Below are 21,447 nucleotides of genomic sequence, written 5' to 3'. Positions count from 1 at the left end.
CCCGCCGTGCCGGTTCGTGTTGTGCTGCATGGGCGTATTTTGATACTATTATGGCGTCTGTTGCCTGAAGGGGGCTGGATGCGCGCCTATCTGGAACATCTGCCGGTATCGGATACCGCGTCATGGAGCCTGCGTGACCGGCGGCTGGATGACGCCATTCCCTTTCAGTGGCACCATCACCCGGAATATGAACTGACCCTGACGCTGAATTCACGCGGGCAGCGTTTCGTGGGCGACCATGTTGGCACGTACGGGCATGCGGACCTTGTCCTGATTGGGCCGAACCTGCCCCATACATGGGCATCACGCGCGAAACTGCTGGCCGATGCGCCGCATGTCGCCCTTGTCTTCTGGTTCCGTGGGGCGTGGATCGCGGGCATGACCGATGGGACGGTCGAACTGCGCCCGGTGCGTGACCTGCTGGAACGTGCGCAGGCAGGGCTTGCCTTCGCGCCGGAAACGGGACTGGCCCTCATGGCGGATTTTCAGGACATGTTCGGCCTGCCGCCACTGCAACGGCTGCATGGGCTGCTTTCCATCCTGATGCGGCTGGCGGGGGATGCAACCGCCCGCCCCCTGTCGCGCGCCGTGCCGCAGGTGGTGCAAGGAGGGCGTTCGCGGCTGGACCGGGTGCTGGCCCACCTGCACCGGCATTATGCCGAACCGCTCCGTATGGCCGAGCTTGCCGGGATTGCGGCGCTCAGCGTCTCTGGCCTGCATCGCATGTTTGTACGCCACACACAGACCAGCATCACCCGTTATGTCGCGGGATTGCGGATCGGGGAGGCCTGTTCGCGCCTGTCCACCACAATGCAGCCCATCGGCCTGATCGCAGAGGCTGTGGGCTATCCTTCGCTTGCCAATTTCAACCGGCAGTTCAGGGCTCTGCGGGGCATGACGCCGCGTGCCTATCGCCGCATGTTTGCCCCGCGCGATGTGGTGGGGGACGGTCTGAAAACACCCTGATTGACCGGCATAGGCCGGATGGCGCGCGAAAGGGGCAGGATGCTTTTTGAAAAAAGCATCCCCACAGGGGTTTCGTGTGCCACCCGGTTGCAGGCCCTGCCGGTTACACCATTCCCGGCGGGGTGTTGCGTAGCAGGGTGTTTGAAAACACATCAGTGATAAAAAAGAAAAGTTTTTGGGTGCTGCCTTTTTTTTAAAGGCAGCGTCTTTCGAAGCTTTTTGGAAAAAGCTTCACCAAAAACCTTTATCGTTTCAGGATGTTATTGATCCTGATGTTTCAGGCAGCCTCTTATGCTGGGTGCGGGTTTAGCGTTTCATCGCCTTGAAGCGGCGTGTCTGTTCGGTCAATGCGACCTCCACCGGCAGGCGCTCCATGCTCGATGCGCCATAAAAACCGTGGCAGTCGGGGCAGTTGTCCAGCACCTTTTGCGCATCGTCGGGCATTGCGATCGGACCGCCATGACACAGCAGCATGACGTCGGGGCGGATGGAACGCGCGGCCTCTGAAATCTCGTTAATCAGGGTGATCGACTGTTCCAGCGTCATGGTCGTACCCGCGCCGATGGCCCCGCCAGAAGTCAGGCCCATATGGGCAACCAGAACGTCGGCCCCGGCCTTTGTCATGTCGCGCGCCTGTTCGACGTCAAAGACATAGGGGGTCGTCAGCAGGTCCTTTTTGTGCGCGCGGGCGACGACATCGACCTCCAGCGCATAGCTCATGCCGGTTTCTTCGAGGTTGCGGCGGAAATTCCCATCAATCAGCCCCACGGTGGGAAAGTTCTGGATGCCGGAAAATCCAACCCGTTTCACATCATCAAGGAACACGTCGAAATCGACAAACGGGTCGGTGCCGCACACACCCGCCAGCACCGGGGTGTGCGGCACCACCGGCAGGACCTCGCGCGCCATGTCCATGACGATCTGGTTCGCATTGCCATAGGCCAGCACCCCCGCCAGCGACCCGCGACCCGCCATGCGGTAACGGCCGGAATTATAGATCACGATCAGGTCGATCCCGCCCGCCGCCTCGCACTTGGCGGACAGGCCGGTGCCGGCGCCACCACCGATGATAGGATGTTTGTCGGCGATCATCTTGCGGAATTTCGCCAGTATTTCTGCGCGTGGAATCGAAGGCATCAGGTGTTTTCTCCGTTAAAGAGGCTGCGGAACGTAACCGCGAGTGTATCGGCAAACGCCGCGTCATTCACCCCATAAGGCAGCGGGATCAACCGGCGGCGGGGCGTCTGTTCCACCGTGCGTTCCAGGGCCTCGAACAGGGCCTGGTCCGCCTGTGGGTCGTAAAATGGTTCCCCCATGCGGTCCAGCATGGAAAAACCACCTTCGGGCAGGAAAAACCGCACCTCCCCCCGGCATTGGTTCAGCCGGTCGCCAATCCATTCCCCAATGGCCTGGCATTCGTCGACGGACGTACGCATCAACGTGATCTGCGGATTATGTTCAAGCAGGCGGCGGTTGCGGTAATGCGCAGGCACGGTGTCAGGCGCGCCGAAATTGACCATGTCCAGCGCACCGCAACTGCCGACATAGGGGACGCCGGTGCGGATTGCGGCACCCAGCCGGTCCCCATCGCACGGGAATATCCCGCCAGACAGATAATCGCAGATTTCCGTGGTCGTGACGTCGATGATGCCCGCGAGCTGCCCGGAATCGGCCATGCGTTCCATGGCCCGCCCCCCGGTGCCGGTGGCGTGGAACACCATGCAGTCGAAGGTGTCGTCAAGGTTGCTGACGATACGTTCCACACATGGCGTGGTGACGCCGAACATCGTCAGGCCGACCGCCGGGCGGGGGTCGTGCTGTGCCGGGGGCAGATGGCTGGCCATGCCCGCCATTGCGTTGGCGGCGTTGGCCAGGATGCGGCGCGACAGGCGGTTCAGCCCCTCCATATCCGTCACGGAATAGACCATGGCGATGTCCGAGCCACCGACATACGCGGCGACATTGCCGGATGCGACGGTGGACACCATCATTTTCGGCAGGCCAAGCGGCAGGGCCTGCAGGGCGGGGGCGATCAGTGCAGTCCCCCCCGACCCGCCGATTCCCAGCACGCCGGAGATATCGTTGCGCGCACACAGGAAATGGCGCAGCGCGGTCGCCATCGCGGCGATGGAGGACCCGCGCCGGCGGGTAAAGACGGCCTCTGTCCCATCAGGGTGCGCGGCGGCGATGGCGGTGGGGGGGATCGTATCGGCGCTGTCGGGGCCAGGGGCGCGCAGGGCTGTGCTGACATCCACGATCACGGCGGGCACGCCCTGCCCGGTGATGAGGTCGTGTACATAACGCAGTTCCACGGCCTTGGTGTCGCATGTGCCGATTATGTATATGCGTCCCACGATACTGTCCCCTTCCTGCACCGGGGGGCAGAGTCTGCGTCCGGGGCCTGTGGGTGCAAGCCCCGTGCGCGTCGCATCGGAACACGCTTGCGTGAATGGGCGGGTGGGCAATGGTTTGTCATCAAAAGCTACCATGACGTGTATTTTCTGGCGGTTCCGCGGCCACTGTCTCATGGGGCCGTTGCGTGACGGTGGCCCCATGATGCCGGGCGCGTGACGGCGCGCGCGTGATGGTGGCTTTGTGGGTGTGTCCTTGCCCTTGCCCTTGCCATTGTGGCTGTTGGCCCGGTCAGGGGCGGGTGGCGGTTCCGGTCGTGGTTTCAGTGGAGGTGCCTGTGGAGGTGCCAGTGGAGGTGTCAGTGGAAATGCCAGTGGCAGTGTCCGTGGCGGGTTCGGCGGCGGCCTTGCCGGTATAGGCCTGCGGCGGCTGGCGCGCGCCGGTGCGCTGATAGGTGTTGAGGAAGACGCGCACGGCCGAATGTGCGATGAAGTCGATATGTTCAGGGCTGGTATCAACCGGAAGCTGCATGCGCGCGCGCCCCGCGATATGCGTCTGGCACAGGGCATAGAACTGCTCCGCCGCGAAGGTCGGGTCGGGCACGTCCAGCAGGCTGCTTTGCGGTGCGCGCGCCAGCCATGCGGCCAGGATGCTGGTGGCCTTTTGCGGGCCGTTCGTCCAGAAGGTCTTGGCCAGTTCGGGGAAATTCCCCGCCTCTGATATGATGATGCGGTTGAGCATCAGCGACAGTGGCGACGTAATCAACTGGATCAGCGCGCGGGCCACATGTTCCAGCGATTCCGCCATGTTCGCGCCTTCGTCGATGCGACGGAACATCAGCGGCAGCTTTTCACGGGTGCATTGTTCGATAAAGGCGCAGAACAGGACGGCCTTGCTGTCGAAATAGTTATAGAGTGTCCCCTTCGACACGCCCGCGTTGCGCGCGATGCACGACATGCTGGCACCTTCATACCCATGTTCGGCAAAGATGCGCGCCGCCCCTTCAAGGATCTGCGCACGCTTGGCCGGGGAGGTGCCGGTCGCGGTGGGGGGAACCTGCGCCGTGTCCTTGCCGGGGAAGGGGGGCGTTGCAGCCATCAGACGTGTCCTGACCTTTTTGTCCGTTAGTTTCGATTGACCCGATGCATAAAGCGGATAGGTTATGGACCTGACCGAACTGATCGGTCAATCGAAGATGATATCGCGCAACCGTTGCGTACGAACAGGTTTATCGTATTGGCGACATGTAAAACAGGGGGCCGCGTTGGTGGTTAGGGGATTTTCATGGCGCACCGCCGTGGTCGGGTTGTCGGTGGTGACGGCAGGCTGTGCCGTTGGCCCCAATTTCCATAAACCAACCCCGTGGACGCCAAAAAAATATGGCGGCCCGACCAACATGCATACGGAAACGAAGGCCGGGGAAAAACCCGTCGCCAGTCAGGTGACGTCCGACATGCCCGATCCGGCATGGTGGGACTGTTTTCACGACCCTATCCTGTCGGATCTGGAACGCCGGGTCGCGACGGACAACCTCGATGTCCGCCGCTTTGCCTATCGCATGGCTGAAAGCCGCGCGGAACTGCGGATTGCAGGTGCCGAACGCTTTCCCGCCATGTCGGCTTCGGGGTCATATGCCCGCCAGCAGTACAGCACCAAGATGCTGCAGCGGATCGTGACCGACATCGAACAGGAACATCCCGAACTGCAGGGGCTTGCGCCGTCGCCCGGGCAGGCGAAGATCCCGCTGTTCAATCAGTGGCGCGACAGTATCGACGCCACGTGGGAAGTGGACCTGTGGGGGCGTGTGCGTCGCCAGTACGAGGCCGCGGCCGCATCGGCGCAGGTAACGCAAGAAGCACGGCGCGGCATGCTGATTTCGCGCCAGGCGGAGGTTGCACGCGATTACATGGACCTGCGCGCGACGCAGGAACAGTTGCGCATCGTGATGGAAAACCGCGATGTGGCGCAACGTATGCTGGACCTGAACCAGCAGCGTTATGCCCACGGGATGAGCAGCGACCTGAATGTCGAACGTGCCCGCGCCCAGCTTGAGGCGACGGTGGCGCGCATGCCCCAGCTTGAGCAGCAGCTTGCCTCCCAGGTCAATGCGCTGAGCATGCTCATGGGGGAACCGCCGCGCGCGCTGTCCGACAGGTTGCTGGTGGCGTCGGCCATCCCGCCCGTCCCGCCTGCCGTGCCGATTGGCGTGCCGTCCGAACTGGCCCGCCGCAGGCCCGACATCCGTCGCGCCGAAGCCAACCTGCACGCCGCCACCGCACAGGTGGGCGAGGCCGTGGCCGAGTTTTATCCCCGTGTGACGATCAATGCCGGGTTCGGTTTCGAATCGCTGTCATTCCGCGATATGGGGTTCTGGAATGCAAAGGCATGGAATGTCGGCCCGTCGATTACGCTGCCGCTGTTCCAGGGCGGACGCCTGCGCGGGCAGCTTGAATTGCGCAAGTCCGAACAGAAAGAGGCAGCACTTGCCTATCAGCAGACGGTGCTACAGGCCTGGCATGATGTGGATAACGCGCTGACCGCCTATACGGATGAGCAGCGCCATCATGACTTCCTCGCGGCACAGGTGGAGGCGACCCGGGCTTCCCTGCGTCTGGCGCAGGACCAGTATGCGCAGGGGCTTGTGACCTATCTTTCGGTGCTTGACGCGCAACGTCAGCTCCTGTCGTCACAATCCGAACTGACGACCAGTACGGCGGCGATTTCCGCCAACCTCGTGCGGTTGTACAACGCCCTTGGCGGCGGGTGGGAGACGACATATCCCCTGCCCACGCCAAAGCACGGCGCGACGACGAAAAACCCTGTGACTAACCCGGTGACTACTCCTGCGACAACGCCCGTCGCCGCCTCCTCCACACCCGGCGGTGCCCCGACATCCACCCCCCCAATACCGGGTGCGCCGACGTCGGGCCGCACACCGGCATAGCGGCAAAAAGACCATGATCGTGCGGAAATGCTTGGCGTGGTCTGACCGTGCCTGATATAAGCCGCGCGGTTCCGCCCTGCCGGTCCCGACGCGGGGGCCGCATGCCGGAACCGAGGTGCAGGGACCAGTTGATATGCTTACATTGCCACCCGACTATCATCCCTCGGAATCCGAGGAATTCATGAATCCCCTCCAGGTGGAATATTTTCGCCACAAGCTGTTGCGGTGGCGCGGGGAACTCCTGAAGGAAGCGGACGAGACATTGGCCAGCCTGTCTGAAGGCGGCATTCACGAAGCCGACATCACCGACCGCGCCAGCGTGGAAACCGACCGTGCGCTGGAGCTGCGCACCCGTGACCGCGCGCGCAAGCTGATTACCAAGATCAATCAGGCGTTGCAGCGGATCGAGGCGGGGACCTATGGCTATTGCGAGGAAACAGGCGAGCCGATTGGCCTGAAGCGGTTGGAAGCGCGCCCCATCGCCACCCTGTCGATCGAGGCGCAGGAGCGTCACGAACGTATGGAAAAGATCCATCGCGACGATTGACGATACCTTTTCCCACCCTGCGTTGGCACAAGATGCACAAAATCCCATGAAAGGGGTTGCAACGTAGGGCGGGAAAAGCTACCAACCGCCCACGGCGTTGCTGCTGTAGCTCAGTGGTAGAGCACTCCCTTGGTAAGGGAGAGGTCGACAGTTCAATCCTGTCCAGCAGCACCACGAATTTCCCAGTAAAAATAATAAAAAACAGCCATTTCTGGTGTGTTTCCGGCTTCTTGCATCTCAGGTGCCGGTCCGGGCGTTTGCGTGCGTGCCGCCTGATTCGATGCCAGTTCCCTGATTGCCATGGCAAAGTCGGTAGAGCGGTTTCAGGCCATGCCGGGTAGGGTGGGGCAGATGTCCACCACCTATGATCTCATCCTTATAGGCGTCAGTTTGGCATAGCCGGTGACCGGTCCTGATCTCGCTCCAGTCTCCGTCCAGTTGCAGTTTTAATAGATCCCTGTGAGCGCAGTAATGCCAGGTCGCCCATGTGTGGCGAAGACTGTGCGGCATATGGTCAGGCACGAAAAAACGGCGTGCAGTTTTCTGCCCGCGCGGAACCCATTCCCGCACATGACCCGGTAGTCCAGCGCGATGACATGCGCCGGACCAGCCTGATTTTATCTGGCCGCCATACTGCCGTCCGGTATCGTGATATCGATCCCCCAAATGATGCGGGGGCAAGGCGGAAAATGGCGGTGAGCGCATTGGCACAGCCGCACCGTTCCCGGCGAAATGTCTGGGAAAAAACATGGCTGTAGTAGCCTGATCGCCATCCCGACATATGGATCAGTCAGACAGGCGGCCCCTTCGCGGGTCGCTGCGCCCGCCATTCGTGGCGCGCCAGCGATGGGGAGCGATCGCGAATTCTGCCCCCCACACATTGACCCGCATCGCCTCATCACATCGTCCCGCCGCTTGGTGCGTCAGCACGGCGGGTGACTTGTGTGGCATCGCGCTACACCATACACGCCCTGAAAGACGTCACATTTTGGGAACGGGATGCCGAACTGGCGATTTTTATCATTCCATATCAATGGATTGCGTCGAAAGAGGGGGGATAATCATGGGCGCTTCATGACTATCCCCCTTGGCGGCCTTTGTTATTTCTTCTCATCTGTTGAGGCGGCAACCTGATTGGCATGGTGCGCCGCATAGGATGCCGTCCGTGACATTGCGCCAAATTGCGCCGTATGGACGGGCTGCGGCTCAATGCCCTGACGCGCAGTGACACTGTCCGGTGGTGTCTGATGCGGGTCGTGGGCGCACGCGCCAAGGGCAATGATGGTGGTGAGCAGGGCAAGCTTTTTCATTTTATGTCCTTGGTGATGGGTCATCGGGGAGGCTGCTTGCTGTCCCTTCCCGAGTCTGTTCCTGACAGCCGTTTCGAATCACAGCGCATTCCATAACAGGGCGTTCCATAATTGTGGACACATGGTTGTTCCTGGCCAATTTTTTCAGGGGCGCGTGCGTGCGGTCCGGGGCCGGTCGGAGTGCTGGTGGTCATCGGATGCTGCGTCCACTCCTTGAATTTAGCAAGACGTCCCACGATCCTGACCTGTGTGGATCGATTGCGGATCAGGCCTCATGCTTTGTCAGGCCGGGGAACACGCAGATGGATCATTGGCGCGTCCTGACAGGGTTATACGGATATTATGGTTAAGAGGCGGTTTGAAAAGTAAGGACCAATAACGCACTGAAATCATAAAGGTTTTTGGTGAATCTTTTTCCAGAAAGCTTCAGAAGACGCCACTTTTTTGAAAAAAGGCGGCACCCCAAAACTTTTCTTTTTTATCACTGATTTGTTTTCAAATACTCTCTCATGGATACCAACGTTATAAAGCCGCACAGACGCCATGACCCGTTCTGCATCCTGCGCCCGGCGTGAACTGCGCGGATGATGGGGGCTGACGTCCCCTCCGTTTTGCCATGGCGGGGATTGGAACAAGATATGGGATTGGGGAGGGGATGTGTTTTTGCCCCGCGTCATGCCCCATGTCGTGCTCCGCGTCGTGTCGTGGGGCACGATCAGTGCCATGCCTGTGCGGTGCAGGCATCATGGCCGTGTGCATAGGAGCATGTGCATAAAAAGCTTCATGCAATCGTCACACCACCCCCATGGGGGGACTGCTATGGAACCGGTGCCCGCACTGTTGCAGGCCATAGTCAGAGGTGTCCGGATCATGAAAACGAAATCCGATTGCCCCCCGAAACCTGCCTGCGATCCCCATGAAGAATGGCGACTTGCCCTGATCCACGCATGGAAGAACAGGCGCGGCTACACCCGTCCGACCGATGCGGCATATCATGTGTTTGATGAGGATTTCATCCTCGACGAATTCTGACCCGCGCGGGTTGGGGATGTCCGTGTCCTGACGGCAGGGATGTGATCCGCAGGGCGTGTCATGGGGGCGGGGGCGTTTTCCGCCACTCCGCCCCGGCCATGCCCCGGTCATGCGCCCTGTCATGTGCCACTTACTGGCGTTCGTGCTGCGTGGGGTCGTCCCCATCAGGCCGCAGCCGGATCGGCCTTGTGGTTATTGCTGCTGCGTCGTGCCGGGCGTCGCGGAATGGTATTTCTGGCGTGTATGGCCATGCCATGTCTGACCGTTATGGATCTTGCCCGATGATGGCGTGGCCCCTGTTTCCGCGTTGCCTGAATTGGGTGGTGGCTGTGTCCCGGGCTGTTCGGTCACGGTGCGTGGGTTATTCCACAGCTTGTCCGATGGATTGACGCGGTTGCCACTGCTGTCCGTGGCGGAGGGCGGGTTCCGTCCGACTTCCGATGCCGCCGAATTCGCCGTGGGCGCGGGTGGGGTGGCGGGTTGCGCAAGGGCCAGTGCGGGAACACCAGCCAGGGTGGCCAGCACGCAGATGGAACGGAAGTGGATTTTCATGATGTTTCCTTTTTTGCGTAATGCCGATCGGTATCAATTCCAACAGGCCGCGTGCAAAAAGGTTGCGTGCCTGTCTGTCTGCGCCACACGATGTCACGTGTCATGGCGGGGCGGGAACAGGATGCGCCGGTTTGACCGTTCGGTACAAACCCCCACGGGCAGAACCACCGAATCCCATGGGGCATGGTGAACAGGGGGCAGCCTGAACGCCCTGCCTGAATGTCACAGGCCCCGGCATGCAGGCGGTCATGCCGGGGCAGGGATATGTTCATGTGGTTGCCTTCATGCGGTCGTATTCATTCGTCCGGTCCGGTTGTCTCCCCCTTGGAGGGTGGGTCGCTGGCGGGAAAGCTGTCTTCCAGCGCCTCGTCCCGGTCATGGTCTTTTTCGCTGTCCGGTTTGGGGACGGGTTTTTCGGAATCGTATTTCGTGTCCGGCATGGGGATGTTTCCTTTTCCTAATGCGGACTCCCTCAACAATGCGTCCGGGCCGGAGTTCCGGGCAGATGGCATCGTCCAGCAGATTTGCAGCGGCAGCGGCGTGGGGTGCGGGTCATCTATTGGCGGCGGGTCTTCGTCCGGTCCCGGTGGGGATGTCGGGGGCATGGGTACGCCGGGCGGCATCGGTGGCACCGGCGCGGGGCATGGGGGCTGTTCAAGCCGTTTCAGGCGGTGTGGGGCACGGGCAGGGCACATGTCTGTTCTCCCTTGGGGGGACAAGGGTGGCAACGAAGCCCCCTGTGGCGGGTTCCCGATGGGCTGTGCGCCCAAAAAAAATCGCCGGGCCCATGGGAAATGGGAACCCGGCGATCTGGCGTGGATGAAATCCATATTCTGGAATATATGGTAAAAATTAAAGTAATTATTTAAAAAATTCGCAATATCACCAAACTGAAATAATAAAAGTTTTTGGTAAAGCTTTTTTCAAAAAGCTTTGAAAGACATCGCATTTCAAATGGAAAAACAATCAATCAATATTTCCCATTCCCTATCAGGGAGGGGTGTTCAAACAGCCTCTTGAATCATCCCATTTGCAGGGAATGGAAAAAATCTTCAGGTTTTTTAATGTGTTTTGAAAATCCGATGTATTTAGAAAATTACGGGAAACACATTCACCAAAAATCTTTCCTATGCCTATGGGAGTCTGCCCCTTATTGTCCCGGCATTGTTCTGGAACATGCAAAATGCCGGGTAAGGATTTTTTCAGAGAGTGTTTGAAAATAACTTGTTGATAAAAAAACAAGAAAAGTTTTTGGGTGCTGCCTCTTGATCGAAAAAGGCGGCGTCTTCTGCAGCTTTTTGGAAAAAGCTTCACAAAAAACCTTTATAATTTCAGGATGTTATCAAGAATGACTTTTCAAACAGTCTTTCAGAAACCCGCACAGGATGTTTCCTGAACGGCAGGGCAGGCACTCTGCGCATCTTGCGTGGCGCAGAGTGCCGCGGCATCTGCCCTTAATCCAGCCGGATCGAGGGGCGCACGAATACATCCAGCCAGTCCACAAGGCACGAAACGAGGCCCCGGAATGTGCCGTAAAGTTCGAACTGGTGCTGGCGATACAGCATCAGGTGAACCATGCGTGCGCTGATGCCCTTGAGCCATCCGCCACCGAACACCTTGCCACCGGGGAAGGTGCCCCAGCCATTGTAATCGCCCAAGGCGACGACCGCGCCCTTGTTATTGAAGGCAAAGGGCTGCAACTGCCCGCCATTGATCCAGCGCGGCATGTAGCGCGCAAGGTGGTGCGCCTGCTGGCGGGCGACCTGTGCGGTGGGGGCCACCGGCTTTTCCGCGATGAAGGCGCAGTCGCCCATGGCGAAGATGTTGTCATCTTCGAGAAGCTGCAACGTGGGCCGCACCTCCAACTGTCCAGAGCGCGACAGTTTCAGCCCGGCGAACCTGCGCGTCACGTCCGGTGCCTTCACGCCTGCCGCCCATACACGCAGGGTGGCGGGAATGCGCGTGCCGTCCTTGAGCAGGAAGCCCTTTTCATCCGCGCCGCTGACCATGGCAGAGGTCTGGACCGTCACACCGATCGCCTCAAGCTGTTTTTGCGCGGCGGCGGATACGGATTCAGGGAAAGCAGGCAGGATGCGTGGCCCCGCCTCCAGCAGCGTGATCTTCAGCGTGGGCGGCTTCTTGCCAAAGCTGTAGAGCGAGGCGAGGTCCAGCGCCTTGTGCAGTTCGGCCGCCAACTGCGTGCCGGTCGCCCCGCCGCCGACGATGGCGATGTCAAGTTCCTCGTTATTGCCAAACGCCTTGAGCAGTTCCATGCGGAAACGTTCGTTAAAGCCGTTGGCCTCGACAAGGTTGTCGATGAACAGGCAGTGCTGCGCCACGCCGGGGGTGCCGAAATCATTGGCGCGGCTGCCGATCGACAGCACCAGCGCGTCGTATTCCAGCGTGCGTTCCTCCAGGATGACCTCGCCCGAGGGTTCGACCACGGGGGCAAGCGTGATGGATTTGGCCGCGCGGTCCAGGTCAGAAATCTCGCCCGGCCAGAAATCGAAATGATGGCGGCTGGCCTGCGACAGGAAACTGATGCGGTCATTTTCGTTGGCGGCCGTGCCTGCGGCAAAACAATGCAGCATCGGCTTCCACACATGGGCAAAGCTCTTGTCGACCAGCGTGATTTCCGCGCGCCCCGACCTGCCGATGGAATCGCCCAGACGCGTTGCCAGCGCCAGGCCCGCGATACCACCGCCGACAATCACCACCCGAAACTTTTGTGCCATCCTCTGCCTCTTTCACCCCTGCCGCACAGTGTCCCGGCCCCGTGGGAAAAACCCTGTCGCATTCCTGATATATCAAAACTGTTCATGTCATGCGCCCTCCATGCCGGTGCAGGGGGGCACAAGACGGCAACGGCCGACCCGGAAAAACAACCGGCCCGGCCGCACCGCCTGCGCATCATGCCGTGGCGGCCTTCACCGCCACGACCCGCGATCAGAAGAAGCCGAGCTTCTTTTCGCTGTAGCTGACCAGAAGGTTCTTGGTCTGCTGGTAATGTTCGAGCACCATCTTGTGGGTCTCGCGTCCGATGCCGGACTTCTTGTAACCGCCGAACGCCGCATGCGCGGGATAGACGTGATAGCAGTTGACCCACACGCGACCGGCCTCCAGCCCACGACCCACGCGATAGCAGGTGTTGGCGTCACGGCTCCATACGCCTGAACCCAGGCCGAACGGGGTGTCGTTGGCGATGGCCAGCGCTTCTTCTTCCGTCTTGAAGGTCGTCACGGCCAGAACCGGGCCAAAGATTTCCTCCTGGAAGATGCGCATCTTGTTGTTGCCCTTGAACACGGTCGGCTGCACATAGCACCCCTTGTTCAGGTCGCCGCCCAGGTCGGGACGCGCGCCACCGGTCAGCAGTTCTGCGCCTTCGTCCTTGCCGATGTCGATATAGGACAGGATCTTTTCCTGGTGGCCGTGCGAATTCTGCGCGCCCATCATGGTGTTCGGATCAAGCGGGTTGCCCTGGCGGATCGCCTTGATGCGCGGCAGGGCGCGTTCGATGAACTTCTCATAGATCGATTCATGGACCAGCGCACGGCTGGGGCATGAACAGATCTGGCCCTGGTTCAGGGCGAACATCGTAAAGCCCTCGATCGCCTTGTCCAGGTAATCATCGTCATGGTCCATGACGTCGGCAAAGAAGATGTTCGGTGACTTGCCACCCAGTTCCAGCGTCGCGGGGATCAGGTGTTCGGCCGCCGCATGGGCGATCATCTTGCCCGTGGGGGTGGAACCGGTGAACGCGATCTTGGCGATGCGGTCGCTGTTGGACAGGGCGGCGCCCACGTCCTTGCCCAGGCCGTTGACGATGTTCAGCGTGCCGGGCGGGAACAGGTCCCCGATCAGTTCCATCAGCACGAGTATGCTGGCGGGGGTGCTTTCGGCGGGCTTCATCACGACGCAGTTGCCGGCCACCAGCGCGGGGGCGAGCTTCCACGACCCCATCAGCAGCGGGAAGTTCCACGGGATGATCTGCGCAACAACGCCCAGCGGTTCGTGGAAGTGGTAGGCAATGGTCGTTTCCGTGATCTCGCTCAGGGTGCCTTCCTGCGCGCGGATGCAGCCTGCAAAGTAACGGAAATGGTCAATCGCCAGCGGGATGTCGGCGGTCAGCGTTTCACGGATGGGCTTGCCATTGTCCCATGTCTCGGCCCGGGCGAGCAGGTCGAGGTTCTGCTCCATGCGATCAGCAGCCTTGAGCAGGATCAGCGCACGATCGGCGGGGGAGGTATGGGCCCACGCGGTCTTTGCCTTGTGCGCGGCATCAAGGGCGAGTTCCACGTCAGCGGCGGTGGAGGCGGGAACTTCGCAAAGCACGCGACCATCGACCGGCGAGGTGTTCGTCAGGTAATGGCCTTCGATCGGCGGCAGCCACTTGCCACCGATATAGTTTTCATAACGAGCCTTGAACGGCGGCTTCTCGGTCGTGTAATCGGAAGACATTTGTCATGTTCCCTTGTGGTTTTATTGTCGCCCGGCATGTATTCCATGGGAGTATGAAATACAGTTCCGTGGCGAACCAATCGTCCGGCGTTGCCGATCCCGGCGCAGGGGCACCTGATACCCGTATCCCGAACCCGTATCGCGACAAGGGAACGCGATGGGGGCATTCATGTGCGGAACCCTGTTTTATTTCTGTTATGGCATTGGTTGCTTGGACTTCTGTACCGGGATGAAATATTCGCGCATTTTCCACCCCGGTCTGCCGGTATCAGGGATCGGCGAGGAAAGAACAAAACCGCCGGATACAGCGGAATGTCTATATCCATCCGTATATAGATAAATTGTGATCCGCAAGCGCGACAAATATCACGTATCCGTGATCCAGGCACCGAATGTCATAATGCGACCTGTAAAAATCTATATATAACAATATGTTATAAATTAATTGTTTTCCGTATTTTCAATAAATGAAACATGATGAAAGAGCAGTTGCATAAAAGAGCAGCCGTGACAGGGGGGGGATCACGCGTTCTGGCGCCACAGGCCCGGGGTGGATGGTATTTGCGTGGTTGACAGGGTGCCATCCCCGATAAAGGAGGACTTCCCCCCGCCGGGCGCATGCAGGGCGTGTCAGAAAGGGGGAGGGAAAGCTTGGCCGGAATTGTGCAATATCCAGCCGGATTCTGGAACAAACGGGTTTCAGGGCGGCGTTTCGTGCAAAATCGGTGCAGGGGCGTGGCATGCACGGGACACGGGGCGCACGGGCATATGGATGGGGCTGACGCTGGCGGGGGCATGCGGTATCACGCGCAGGACCGACCAGATTGCAAGGAAGCAGGCAATGACCCAGCAGATCCCGACCCCCGCCACCACAGAAGACCCCACCGCACAGGGGAAGGCCGCCGCCGTGCGGGGGGAGCCGTTGATTGAAAATCCGTTCAAGGAAGACACCCCCGAATTCGCACAATGGTCGGCGGGATGGTGGAGCGTGCGCGAAAATGACGGTGATGAAGATCCGCTAGATCAGGTATGACGCGCGGTTCCCGGTTTTTTCGTGGTGGAAGACGACGGATGTATCGTGGGGTTGTTTCCAGAAAATGGATGATGATCCAAAGGGGTTTTGAAAAAAATACCCTTATGCCCGTCGTCATTGTGTCACGTGCATTGTGTCACGTGCGCGGATTACATTGATGTGACTTCATCACGTTGTTACCACATCCGTGTTGTATGGTTATTCAGATGTGTCATTAATAACGAACAGTAACCGCTGTTTTCCCAAACGGTTGTGACTGTTCTCAGGTTGGCGGCACTCCTTCGGGGGTGTCGCCTTCTGTGGTGCCGGGCATGTCTTTACTGTTCCGGCGGCCTGATCTGCCTTGAAATAAAGACCTGTCCGTTGTGATTGTGGGCAGGGGGGCGCGCAGAATATTCCCCCGGACAGATTCTTCTGGTCGCTTTTGCCATCAGGCGACCAGTGCGCCACTGGTTTGTCCGTCCTTTCCCAACATGACCACATAATATCGCCGCAGTGCCGCCCGGTATCCCGCTATCCCGGCATGTGCCCGCGCCAACGGCCGATCATGTGCCTGCCCTGTCATGGACCATCATTCGCGATATCGAGGTCGAACGGAACCTGTAACCCGGCCGGTTCGACCTGTCGGGTTATGAAATGTGCAAGTTGCAGCAGGTGCTTAGAGACCGTTTGAAACGTCAGGCGCGATAACATACTGAAATGATAAAGGTTTTTTGTGAAGCTTTTTCCAGAAAGCTTCGAAAGACGCCGCCTTTTTCGATCGAAAGGTGGCACCCAAAAACTTTTCCTGTTTTTTATCAATGAGGTGTTTTCAAACAGTCTCTTACCGGCGGCATGCGTATGTTGCGCCGGTGTGTGGAGGTGATTTTGCGCGAACAGGACCGTTACTGGGCCTGGGCGTAAAGGACGGAAATCCGGCATGACAGGACCGTCATGCCCCTGCGGGCCGGATTGTAATATGCATCCCCCCACCCCATATCCGCCACGTCATCAGAAGGCGTGTGGGAACGTTTTTCAGCAGGCGTCACAGGGGCGTTGTTGGTAAAAAATGCCCGCATCAGGAAATCTTGTTATTTCTGTCAATCAGTTATTTAAAAAACAGGTGCGCATGGGGGGCGGGAATGTGATTGATCGTGATCTGCAGGTTGAAATGCTGATGTCCATGCAGGCGGCAGGCGGGACGGTTGCGGTACAGACCCCGCCCGGGGCGGATGAACAGAAATGCGCGCGCAACCTGCTCGACCTTGAATTGCAGGGATTCTGTACTGGTGGCGTGTCCGCAACGGCACAGGGATTTCGCATCATGGGCGAAAGCACCATCACCGATGCAGGACGCCAGTTTCTGGCCCGACCGGAAAATGTGCAGATTACGATGAAGGGGCCTGACATGGTGGCGGCCCTGCGGCAACGTATCCTGAATGATCCCGCTTTGTCGGAAGAAAAGCGGCGCGACCTGCATGCCGCACTGGATTCGATGCACCCGCTGACGCTGACGGCGCTTGGGCGTGATCTGCTGGGCGCCGCGATTGAGGACGGGCCGCATGCCATAGCACTCCTGCGCAGGCATTCGGGCATCTGACCTGCACATCCCGGACGGCCCACGGGGCATGGGGGCTGCGTGCGTCGGGGCTGCGTGCGTCATCCATATTGGCGGAGTCCCGGTGTGGACCCGTCTTCAAAATTGATGACATAAGATTGCGCTCGGCCCATTCTGGCGGTGCCGCCCCGCACCCGTGTCATGGCTGCAATGTTTCAGCACAGGACGACATGCCAGCGGGTGCGAAAGATGTCGCGTCATCGTGACCAGTACCCCGCCGGGGGGCGGGGGCAGTGGCGGCATGTCGCATATAATCTTGATTCCACGGGATAAATCCCGGTGGCGCACAGCCTGCGGCATAGGCACAGATACCGGGAAACAACAGTTCCACGATGCCGCCACAGCCATTGTGCAATTTAGGGCATAAACCCTAACCGCCTGAAATTATATGGGAAAATGGTGCCGACACTCGGAATTGAACCGAGGGCCTACTGATTACGAATCAGTTGCTCTACCCCTGAGCTATGTCGGCGAAAGTTGAGCGCTTGATATCCGACGTTTAACGCGGATGCAATATGCCAAATGCGCCATTCCTCAATTTAATTCGCGTTGTATGCTGTGTCCGGCATGAGAACATTCATCAAGACCCTTCCCGCCCGGCTGGGCTGTCATTCGTCCGGGACCGCCCATAATCCTGTGGTGCGGCACCTGCGTGTCATTGGCGGCCTGGCGGAATGCCCCGGTTGCGGACTGTACCAGCATGTGCCCGAATTACAGCCGGGGCAGCTTGCAACCTGCCCGCGCTGTGGGCAGCACCTGCAACGGCGCAGGCGCACCGCCCCCCTGGCGGCGCCGCTGGCGTTCTGCATCAGCTCGGCTGCGTTCTACCTTGCGGCGCTGGCGTCCTCGCTCATGACACTCAATGTCTATGGGCGCGAACGCACGGTGGACCTTCTGACAGGACCGATGGAGCTGATGCACGAAGGCTGGGGGGAGGCCGGGTTGCTGGTGGGGGCGGTGACGATCATGGCGCCCGCCGTGGCCATCGGCCTGATGTTCGCCATCCTGTATGCGGGCACGCGCCCGACCCTGCCGAACTGGGCGCCGGGCATCCTGATCTGGTATGAAAAGCTGCGGCCATGGTCGATGGTGGAGGTTTATATCCTTGGCATCTTCGTCGCCTATACCAAGCTGACGGATATGGCGCATGTCGATGTCGGCCCGGCGGTGTACCTGATCGGTGGCCTGATGCTGACGATGGCGGTCAGCGATTCGACACTGGATACCGAACGGATCTGGAAACATCGCCCGGTGGATTCACTGACGCGCATGGATGACGGGGCGGTGGTGGAAATCGCGCATGTCCATGTGGATGATGTCGGCATGCCGCCTGTCGAACGCCTTGTCGCGTGCCCGTCATGCGGGCTGGTGGGGGAGATGGAACACCCCGTCAGCAACCTGCGCTGTGTCGGGGCGTGTCCGCGCTGTGGCCACAGTGTCTGGCGGCGCGCACCTGAATCGCTGACGCGCACGACGGCCTATCTGATCGCGGCGGTCGTCTTTTACATCCCGGCCAACCTGTATCCGGTCATGACCTTCATGCGCATGGGCGGCGGGAGCGGGCATACCATCATCGAAGGGGCGCTCGAACTCTGGAGCGATGGAATGATCCCCCTGTCGCTGCTGGTCTTTTTCGCCAGCATCACGGTCCCGATGCTCAAGATCGCTAGCCTGGCCACCATGGTCATCATGACATGGCGCGGGTCACGGCGCGGGCTGGCGCAGCGTACGCGCCTGTTCCGCGTGGTTGATATGGTGGGGCGGTGGTCGATGATCGACGTTTTCATGATTTCCATCCTTGTGGCGGTGGTCCGTTTCAACGCGATGGCCACCGTGACCGCCAATGCCGGAATGGTCGCATTCGCCGCCGTCGTGGTGCTGACGCTGTTTGCGGCATGGAGCTTTGACCCCCGCATCATGTGGGACGCGGCTGGCATGAACGGCAGGCTGGTCGATGGCCTTCCCCGTGCCGTGCTGAAGATGCATGACACCGACACCGACACCGCGCAGGGGCCGTCGCGTCCCGCACAAACATCCGCGGCGGCCCCCCGCCCCGCTGCCAACATGGAGCCGAACCAGGCGTGAACGATACCCCGAACGATCCCCGCAACGGGCGCTCGCCCACCCCCATCGCGCAGTCCGATACGCGCACATACCGGTTTTCCGTCATATGGCTGGTGCCCCTCGTCGCCCTGCTGATTGCGGGCTATCTTGGCTGGCGGGGGCTGACGACGCGCGGCCCGGTGATCACCATCACCTTCGACACCGCCGATGGCCTGACCAGCGGCCAGACGGAGGTGAAGAGCAAGTCGGTCTCTCTCGGCACGGTCGAATCGATCCGGTTGAGTGATGACCTGCATCATGTGGAGGTGGGCGTGCGCATGACATCCGCCGCATCGCGCATGATGACCAGTAACGCGCGGTTCTGGGTGGTGCGTCCCCGCATCAATGGCGCCAGCATCACCGGCCTGGAAACCGTGATGTCCGGGGCCTATATCGCCATGGACCCCGGTGAGCCGGGGGGACGCCACACCACGTTCTTCAAGGGGCTGGAATCCCCGCCCGGTGTGCGGTCAGACCAGCCGGGCCATACCTATACCCTGATGACGCCCACCCTTGGTTCCATCGGGCAGGGCGCACCGATTTTCTTTCGTGATGTCGTCGCGGGCGAGGTGCTGGGCTATACCCTGCCGCCGGGCGGGCGCGGGCCGATCAAGGTGCAGATTTTCGTGCATGCCCCCTATGACCAGTATCTGCGGACCGATACGCGTTTCTGGAACGTATCGGGCGTGCAGGTCGGATTGGGCGCTGGTGGCCTGAAGGTGAAGCTCCAGTCGCTTCAGGCGCTGCTGTCGGGTGGCATCGCGTTCGCGCCACCCGATGCGCGGGACGAACATCTGGTGCAGGCCAGTTCGGACAGCGTCTTTCGCCTGTATGACAGTCAGGAAGAGGCCGATGCCGCCGGTTATCGCGAACGCATCCCGCTTGTCACCTATCTTACCAGTCCTGTCGCGGGCCTGACGAAGGGCGGGCGGATGACCATGTTCGGCATTCAGGTCGGCATGATCGACGATGTAAAGCTGCTGGTTGACCCCCATACAGGACAGGCGCGCGTGCGCGTGGCGATGGAGCTGCAACCCGAACGCGTGCTGAACGATCAGGAGGTTCCCGCCGACGCCCTGCGCAGCCTGCTGCATATGCAGGTGGCCAACGGGCTGCGTGCCTCGGTACAGAGTGCGAGCTTCCTGACCGGCGAATCCGAAATCGCGCTGACCTTCGTCAAGAACGCGCGGGCCGCCACCATGACACAGGAAGGCGACGCGCTGGTCCTGCCGGGGCAGGCGGGCGGCATGGCGGGCATCATGGATTCGGTGTCCACCATCACGGACAAGGTCGCGGCGATGCCGTTGACGCAGGTGGGCGAAAACCTGAACAACCTGCTGGCCCACGCGGATGCGCGCATCAACAGCGCGGACATGCGGCAGGGGCTTTCGTCGTTGCGGGCGTCCATGGAAAACCTGCAGGTGATTTCCCACGATGCACGCGCACAGATGCCCCAGCTTCTGGCAGGGCTGGACACCACGCTGAAGAACGCGAACTCGCTACTGTCGAGCTATGGTGGCGATACGGATTTCCAGCGCAACCTGCAACAGATGGTCGTACAGCTTAACGAAGCGGCGCGTTCGCTGCGGTTCCTGTCCGATTTCCTTACCCGCCATCCCTCGGCGCTGATTACTGGACGATAATGCGATGACCCAGCCCTTGAGCATCCTGCCCTTTGCGCCTGCACTGCGCCGCGCGGCACTGGCGCTGGCGGCTGCGACCCCGCTGCTGGCGGGTTGCGGTTCGTCGGACCCGACGCTCTACAGCCTTGCCCCAACGCAGGGCAGCACCGTGGGACAGGCCCCGGCCGTGATCGAGGTTCGCACCCCCGGCGTGCCGCCCACGCTGGACCGCGATCATATCGTGGGCCAGCAGGCGAATTACAGCCTGACCACCCTGTCCGGTGCGGCGTGGAGCGAACCCCTGTCGCAGATGATTGGCGAAACCCTGACCGCCGACCTGCAACAGCGCCTGCCCGGCAGCAGCATTTTTGCGCAGAATAATGCGACAAGCATGCCGGCAAAGGCTTTTGTCGAACTTGACGTGACGCAGTTCGCCCGCGATGCGTCGGGGCAGGTGCGCCTGTCAGGCACCCTGTCTGTCCACCGCGCCGGCGATGCGCAAGGCGGCACCGCACAGGCCTTTATCCTGACGACACCATCGGGCGGCGGGGCGGTGGCCATGGTTGCGGGGCTAAGCCAGCTTCTGGGGCAGGTGGCCGACAGTGCGGCGCAGCGTCTTCAGACATTGCCCCCCGAAGAAGCACCGCATCACGCCAGGTGAAGGCATGTTATGCCATCCGCGCGCTGCCCGCCCCCGGCAGTGCGCACTCCTTACCCCCTGACCTGTTTGATGAAGTTATGGTTTCCAAAGGGTAATACCCTTTGGTGGGGGGGCGGGGGCAACGCCCCCGCCTGCATTGCGGCAGCCTGTATGGGCGATGCGCGCGCAGCCCGCCTCCCGGCAGCCGCGCACTCCTTACCCCCCCGGATCTGTTTGATGAAGTCGCGGTTTCCAAAGGGTAATACCCTTTGGTGGGGGTTCGGGGGCAAC

21 protein-coding genes and 2 tRNA genes are annotated in these 21,447 nt (G+C 60.4%); 10 read left to right on the top strand and 13 right to left on the bottom strand.

The window, feature by feature from the left end; translation table 11 throughout:
- Positions 1 to 6: 6 nt before the first annotated feature.
- On the top strand, positions 7 to 966 hold the full coding sequence (locus tag B7G66_RS01665) for a helix-turn-helix domain-containing protein (protein ID WP_196760706.1): 960 nt from the start codon (positions 7 to 9) through the stop codon (positions 964 to 966).
- Between the two features lie 306 nt (positions 967 to 1,272).
- Here the strand turns inward: B7G66_RS01665 and B7G66_RS01660 are convergent, their stop codons facing one another.
- The 3 genes from B7G66_RS01660 to B7G66_RS01650 all read right to left on the bottom strand — a co-directional run bounded on the left by B7G66_RS01660 (position 1,273) and on the right by B7G66_RS01650 (position 4,416).
- A complete protein-coding gene (locus B7G66_RS01660; protein ID WP_003621921.1) occupies positions 1,273 to 2,103 on the bottom strand; it encodes a phosphoenolpyruvate hydrolase family protein in 831 nt (276 codons plus the stop codon).
- Positions 2,103 to 3,323 (bottom strand): Tm-1-like ATP-binding domain-containing protein, encoded by a 1,221-nt coding sequence (locus tag B7G66_RS01655; RefSeq protein WP_040512865.1) that lies wholly within the window; start codon positions 3,321 to 3,323, stop codon positions 2,103 to 2,105. The genes B7G66_RS01660 and B7G66_RS01655 overlap by 1 nt, the downstream gene beginning before the upstream one ends.
- 286 nt (positions 3,324 to 3,609) lie before the next feature.
- Entirely contained in the window at positions 3,610 to 4,416 is an 807-nt protein-coding gene (locus tag B7G66_RS01650; RefSeq protein ID WP_196760707.1) for a TetR/AcrR family transcriptional regulator, read from the bottom strand.
- Positions 4,417 to 4,513: 97 nt separating this feature from the next.
- Between B7G66_RS01650 and B7G66_RS01645 the strand changes: the two genes are divergently transcribed.
- The 3 genes from B7G66_RS01645 (at position 4,514) to B7G66_RS01635 (ending at position 6,983) form a co-directional block, all read left to right on the top strand.
- Positions 4,514 to 6,262: an efflux transporter outer membrane subunit gene (locus B7G66_RS01645; RefSeq protein WP_080545475.1), complete on the top strand. Its 1,749-nt coding sequence runs from the start codon at positions 4,514 to 4,516 to the stop codon at positions 6,260 to 6,262.
- A gap of 133 nt (positions 6,263 to 6,395) precedes the next feature.
- Complete coding sequence (gene dksA, locus B7G66_RS01640) at positions 6,396 to 6,809, top strand: RNA polymerase-binding protein DksA (protein ID WP_003621930.1); 414 nt, start codon at positions 6,396 to 6,398, stop codon at positions 6,807 to 6,809.
- Positions 6,810 to 6,908: 99 nt separating this feature from the next.
- A tRNA-Thr gene (locus B7G66_RS01635) sits at positions 6,909 to 6,983 on the top strand.
- Here the strand turns inward: B7G66_RS01635 and B7G66_RS17745 are convergent.
- From B7G66_RS17745 to B7G66_RS17735, 4 genes are all read right to left on the bottom strand, one after another.
- On the bottom strand, positions 6,962 to 7,111 hold the full coding sequence (locus B7G66_RS17745; RefSeq protein WP_003621932.1) for a hypothetical protein: 150 nt from the start codon (positions 7,109 to 7,111) through the stop codon (positions 6,962 to 6,964). The two genes, B7G66_RS01635 and B7G66_RS17745, sit on opposite strands and share 22 nt — an antisense overlap.
- A gap of 484 nt (positions 7,112 to 7,595) precedes the next feature.
- Positions 7,596 to 7,760 (bottom strand): hypothetical protein, encoded by a 165-nt coding sequence (locus B7G66_RS17740; protein WP_003621938.1) that lies wholly within the window; start codon positions 7,758 to 7,760, stop codon positions 7,596 to 7,598.
- Between the two features lie 149 nt (positions 7,761 to 7,909).
- The gene (locus B7G66_RS01625; protein ID WP_003621939.1) at positions 7,910 to 8,119 is read right to left on the bottom strand and encodes a hypothetical protein; all 210 of its coding nucleotides are present in this window, start codon (positions 8,117 to 8,119) and stop codon (positions 7,910 to 7,912) included.
- A 389-nt stretch (positions 8,120 to 8,508) separates the two neighbouring features.
- Entirely contained in the window at positions 8,509 to 8,844 is a 336-nt protein-coding gene (locus tag B7G66_RS17735; RefSeq protein WP_155116165.1) for a hypothetical protein, read from the bottom strand.
- 145 nt (positions 8,845 to 8,989) lie between these two features.
- On the opposite strand from B7G66_RS17735, the gene B7G66_RS18125 reads away from it, so the two are divergent.
- Positions 8,990 to 9,151, top strand: a complete 162-nt coding sequence (locus B7G66_RS18125; protein ID WP_167614003.1) for a hypothetical protein — start codon at positions 8,990 to 8,992, stop codon at positions 9,149 to 9,151.
- Positions 9,152 to 9,343: 192 nt separating this feature from the next.
- On the opposite strand, the gene B7G66_RS01610 is transcribed toward B7G66_RS18125, so the two are convergent.
- The 4 genes from B7G66_RS01610 to B7G66_RS01590 all read right to left on the bottom strand — a co-directional run bounded on the left by B7G66_RS01610 (position 9,344) and on the right by B7G66_RS01590 (position 14,161).
- Positions 9,344 to 9,703 carry a hypothetical protein gene (locus B7G66_RS01610; RefSeq protein WP_003621945.1) on the bottom strand — a complete coding sequence of 120 codons (360 nt, stop codon included), beginning with the start codon at positions 9,701 to 9,703 and terminating at the stop codon, positions 9,344 to 9,346.
- 296 nt (positions 9,704 to 9,999) lie between these two features.
- Positions 10,000 to 10,398, bottom strand: a complete 399-nt coding sequence (locus tag B7G66_RS17055) for a hypothetical protein (protein WP_141312815.1) — start codon at positions 10,396 to 10,398, stop codon at positions 10,000 to 10,002.
- Between the two features lie 759 nt (positions 10,399 to 11,157).
- Positions 11,158 to 12,438 carry an NAD(P)/FAD-dependent oxidoreductase gene (locus B7G66_RS01595; RefSeq protein ID WP_003621954.1) on the bottom strand — a complete coding sequence of 427 codons (1,281 nt, stop codon included), beginning with the start codon at positions 12,436 to 12,438 and terminating at the stop codon, positions 11,158 to 11,160.
- A 211-nt stretch (positions 12,439 to 12,649) separates the two neighbouring features.
- Positions 12,650 to 14,161, bottom strand: coding sequence for an aldehyde dehydrogenase family protein (locus B7G66_RS01590; protein WP_003621955.1), 1,512 nt, complete (start codon positions 14,159 to 14,161; stop codon positions 12,650 to 12,652).
- Between the two features lie 841 nt (positions 14,162 to 15,002).
- On the opposite strand from B7G66_RS01590, the gene B7G66_RS01585 reads away from it, so the two are divergent.
- Positions 15,003 to 15,194: a hypothetical protein gene (locus B7G66_RS01585; protein ID WP_048858798.1), complete on the top strand. Its 192-nt coding sequence runs from the start codon at positions 15,003 to 15,005 to the stop codon at positions 15,192 to 15,194.
- A 561-nt stretch (positions 15,195 to 15,755) separates the two neighbouring features.
- Here B7G66_RS01585 and B7G66_RS17050 read toward each other — a convergent pair.
- Complete coding sequence (locus tag B7G66_RS17050; protein WP_148424772.1) at positions 15,756 to 16,115, bottom strand: hypothetical protein; 360 nt, start codon at positions 16,113 to 16,115, stop codon at positions 15,756 to 15,758.
- 202 nt (positions 16,116 to 16,317) lie between these two features.
- On the opposite strand from B7G66_RS17050, the gene B7G66_RS01580 reads away from it, so the two are divergent.
- Positions 16,318 to 16,773: a hypothetical protein gene (locus B7G66_RS01580; protein ID WP_040512882.1), complete on the top strand. Its 456-nt coding sequence runs from the start codon at positions 16,318 to 16,320 to the stop codon at positions 16,771 to 16,773.
- Positions 16,774 to 17,188: 415 nt separating this feature from the next.
- Here the strand turns inward: B7G66_RS01580 and B7G66_RS01575 are convergent.
- Positions 17,189 to 17,263, bottom strand: a tRNA-Thr gene (locus tag B7G66_RS01575).
- A 95-nt stretch (positions 17,264 to 17,358) separates the two neighbouring features.
- Between B7G66_RS01575 and B7G66_RS01570 the strand changes: the two genes are divergently transcribed.
- From B7G66_RS01570 to B7G66_RS01560, 3 genes are read left to right on the top strand one after another with little or no spacing between them, the layout of a single operon-like run.
- Positions 17,359 to 18,876: a paraquat-inducible protein A gene (locus B7G66_RS01570; RefSeq protein ID WP_003621965.1), complete on the top strand. Its 1,518-nt coding sequence runs from the start codon at positions 17,359 to 17,361 to the stop codon at positions 18,874 to 18,876.
- 44 nt (positions 18,877 to 18,920) lie between these two features.
- Positions 18,921 to 20,537 carry a PqiB family protein gene (locus B7G66_RS01565; RefSeq protein WP_141312813.1) on the top strand — a complete coding sequence of 539 codons (1,617 nt, stop codon included), beginning with the start codon at positions 18,921 to 18,923 and terminating at the stop codon, positions 20,535 to 20,537.
- 4 nt (positions 20,538 to 20,541) lie between these two features.
- The gene (locus B7G66_RS01560) at positions 20,542 to 21,177 is read left to right on the top strand and encodes a PqiC family protein (RefSeq protein WP_003621970.1); all 636 of its coding nucleotides are present in this window, start codon (positions 20,542 to 20,544) and stop codon (positions 21,175 to 21,177) included.
- The last annotated feature ends 270 nt before the right edge of the window (positions 21,178 to 21,447 follow it).

Source organism: Novacetimonas hansenii JCM 7643 (assembly GCF_000964405.1).
GTDB classification, from domain to species: Bacteria; Pseudomonadota; Alphaproteobacteria; order Acetobacterales; family Acetobacteraceae; genus Novacetimonas; species Novacetimonas hansenii.
Note: the sequence above shows the minus strand (reverse complement) of the source record. Positions and strands in the feature narration are given on the sequence as shown.

Bases quoted from the DNA above. Each gene is read 5' to 3' on its own strand.
- B7G66_RS01660 (WP_003621921.1), bottom strand. From the start codon at position 2,103: ATGCCTTCGATTCCACGCGCAGAAATACTGGCGAAATTCCGCAAGATG.
- B7G66_RS01650 (WP_196760707.1), bottom strand. From the start codon at position 4,416: ATGGCTGCAACGCCCCCCTTCCCCGGCAAGGACACGGCGCAGGTTCCC.
- B7G66_RS01645 (WP_080545475.1), top strand. From the start codon at position 4,514: ATGATATCGCGCAACCGTTGCGTACGAACAGGTTTATCGTATTGGCGA.
- dksA (WP_003621930.1), top strand. From the start codon at position 6,396: ATGCTTACATTGCCACCCGACTATCATCCCTCGGAATCCGAGGAATTC.
- B7G66_RS17745 (WP_003621932.1), bottom strand. From the start codon at position 7,111: ATGGCAATCAGGGAACTGGCATCGAATCAGGCGGCACGCACGCAAACG.
- B7G66_RS17740 (WP_003621938.1), bottom strand. From the start codon at position 7,760: ATGCCACACAAGTCACCCGCCGTGCTGACGCACCAAGCGGCGGGACGA.
- B7G66_RS01625 (WP_003621939.1), bottom strand. From the start codon at position 8,119: ATGAAAAAGCTTGCCCTGCTCACCACCATCATTGCCCTTGGCGCGTGC.
- B7G66_RS17735 (WP_155116165.1), bottom strand. From the start codon at position 8,844: ATGGCACTGATCGTGCCCCACGACACGACGCGGAGCACGACATGGGGC.
- B7G66_RS18125 (WP_167614003.1), top strand. From the start codon at position 8,990: ATGAAAACGAAATCCGATTGCCCCCCGAAACCTGCCTGCGATCCCCAT.
- B7G66_RS01610 (WP_003621945.1), bottom strand. From the start codon at position 9,703: ATGAAAATCCACTTCCGTTCCATCTGCGTGCTGGCCACCCTGGCTGGT.
- B7G66_RS17055 (WP_141312815.1), bottom strand. From the start codon at position 10,398: ATGTGCCCTGCCCGTGCCCCACACCGCCTGAAACGGCTTGAACAGCCC.
- B7G66_RS01595 (WP_003621954.1), bottom strand. From the start codon at position 12,438: ATGGCACAAAAGTTTCGGGTGGTGATTGTCGGCGGTGGTATCGCGGGC.
- B7G66_RS01590 (WP_003621955.1), bottom strand. From the start codon at position 14,161: ATGTCTTCCGATTACACGACCGAGAAGCCGCCGTTCAAGGCTCGTTAT.
- B7G66_RS01585 (WP_048858798.1), top strand. From the start codon at position 15,003: ATGACCCAGCAGATCCCGACCCCCGCCACCACAGAAGACCCCACCGCA.
- B7G66_RS17050 (WP_148424772.1), bottom strand. From the start codon at position 16,115: ATGCCGGATTTCCGTCCTTTACGCCCAGGCCCAGTAACGGTCCTGTTC.
- B7G66_RS01570 (WP_003621965.1), top strand. From the start codon at position 17,359: ATGAGAACATTCATCAAGACCCTTCCCGCCCGGCTGGGCTGTCATTCG.
- B7G66_RS01560 (WP_003621970.1), top strand. From the start codon at position 20,542: ATGACCCAGCCCTTGAGCATCCTGCCCTTTGCGCCTGCACTGCGCCGC.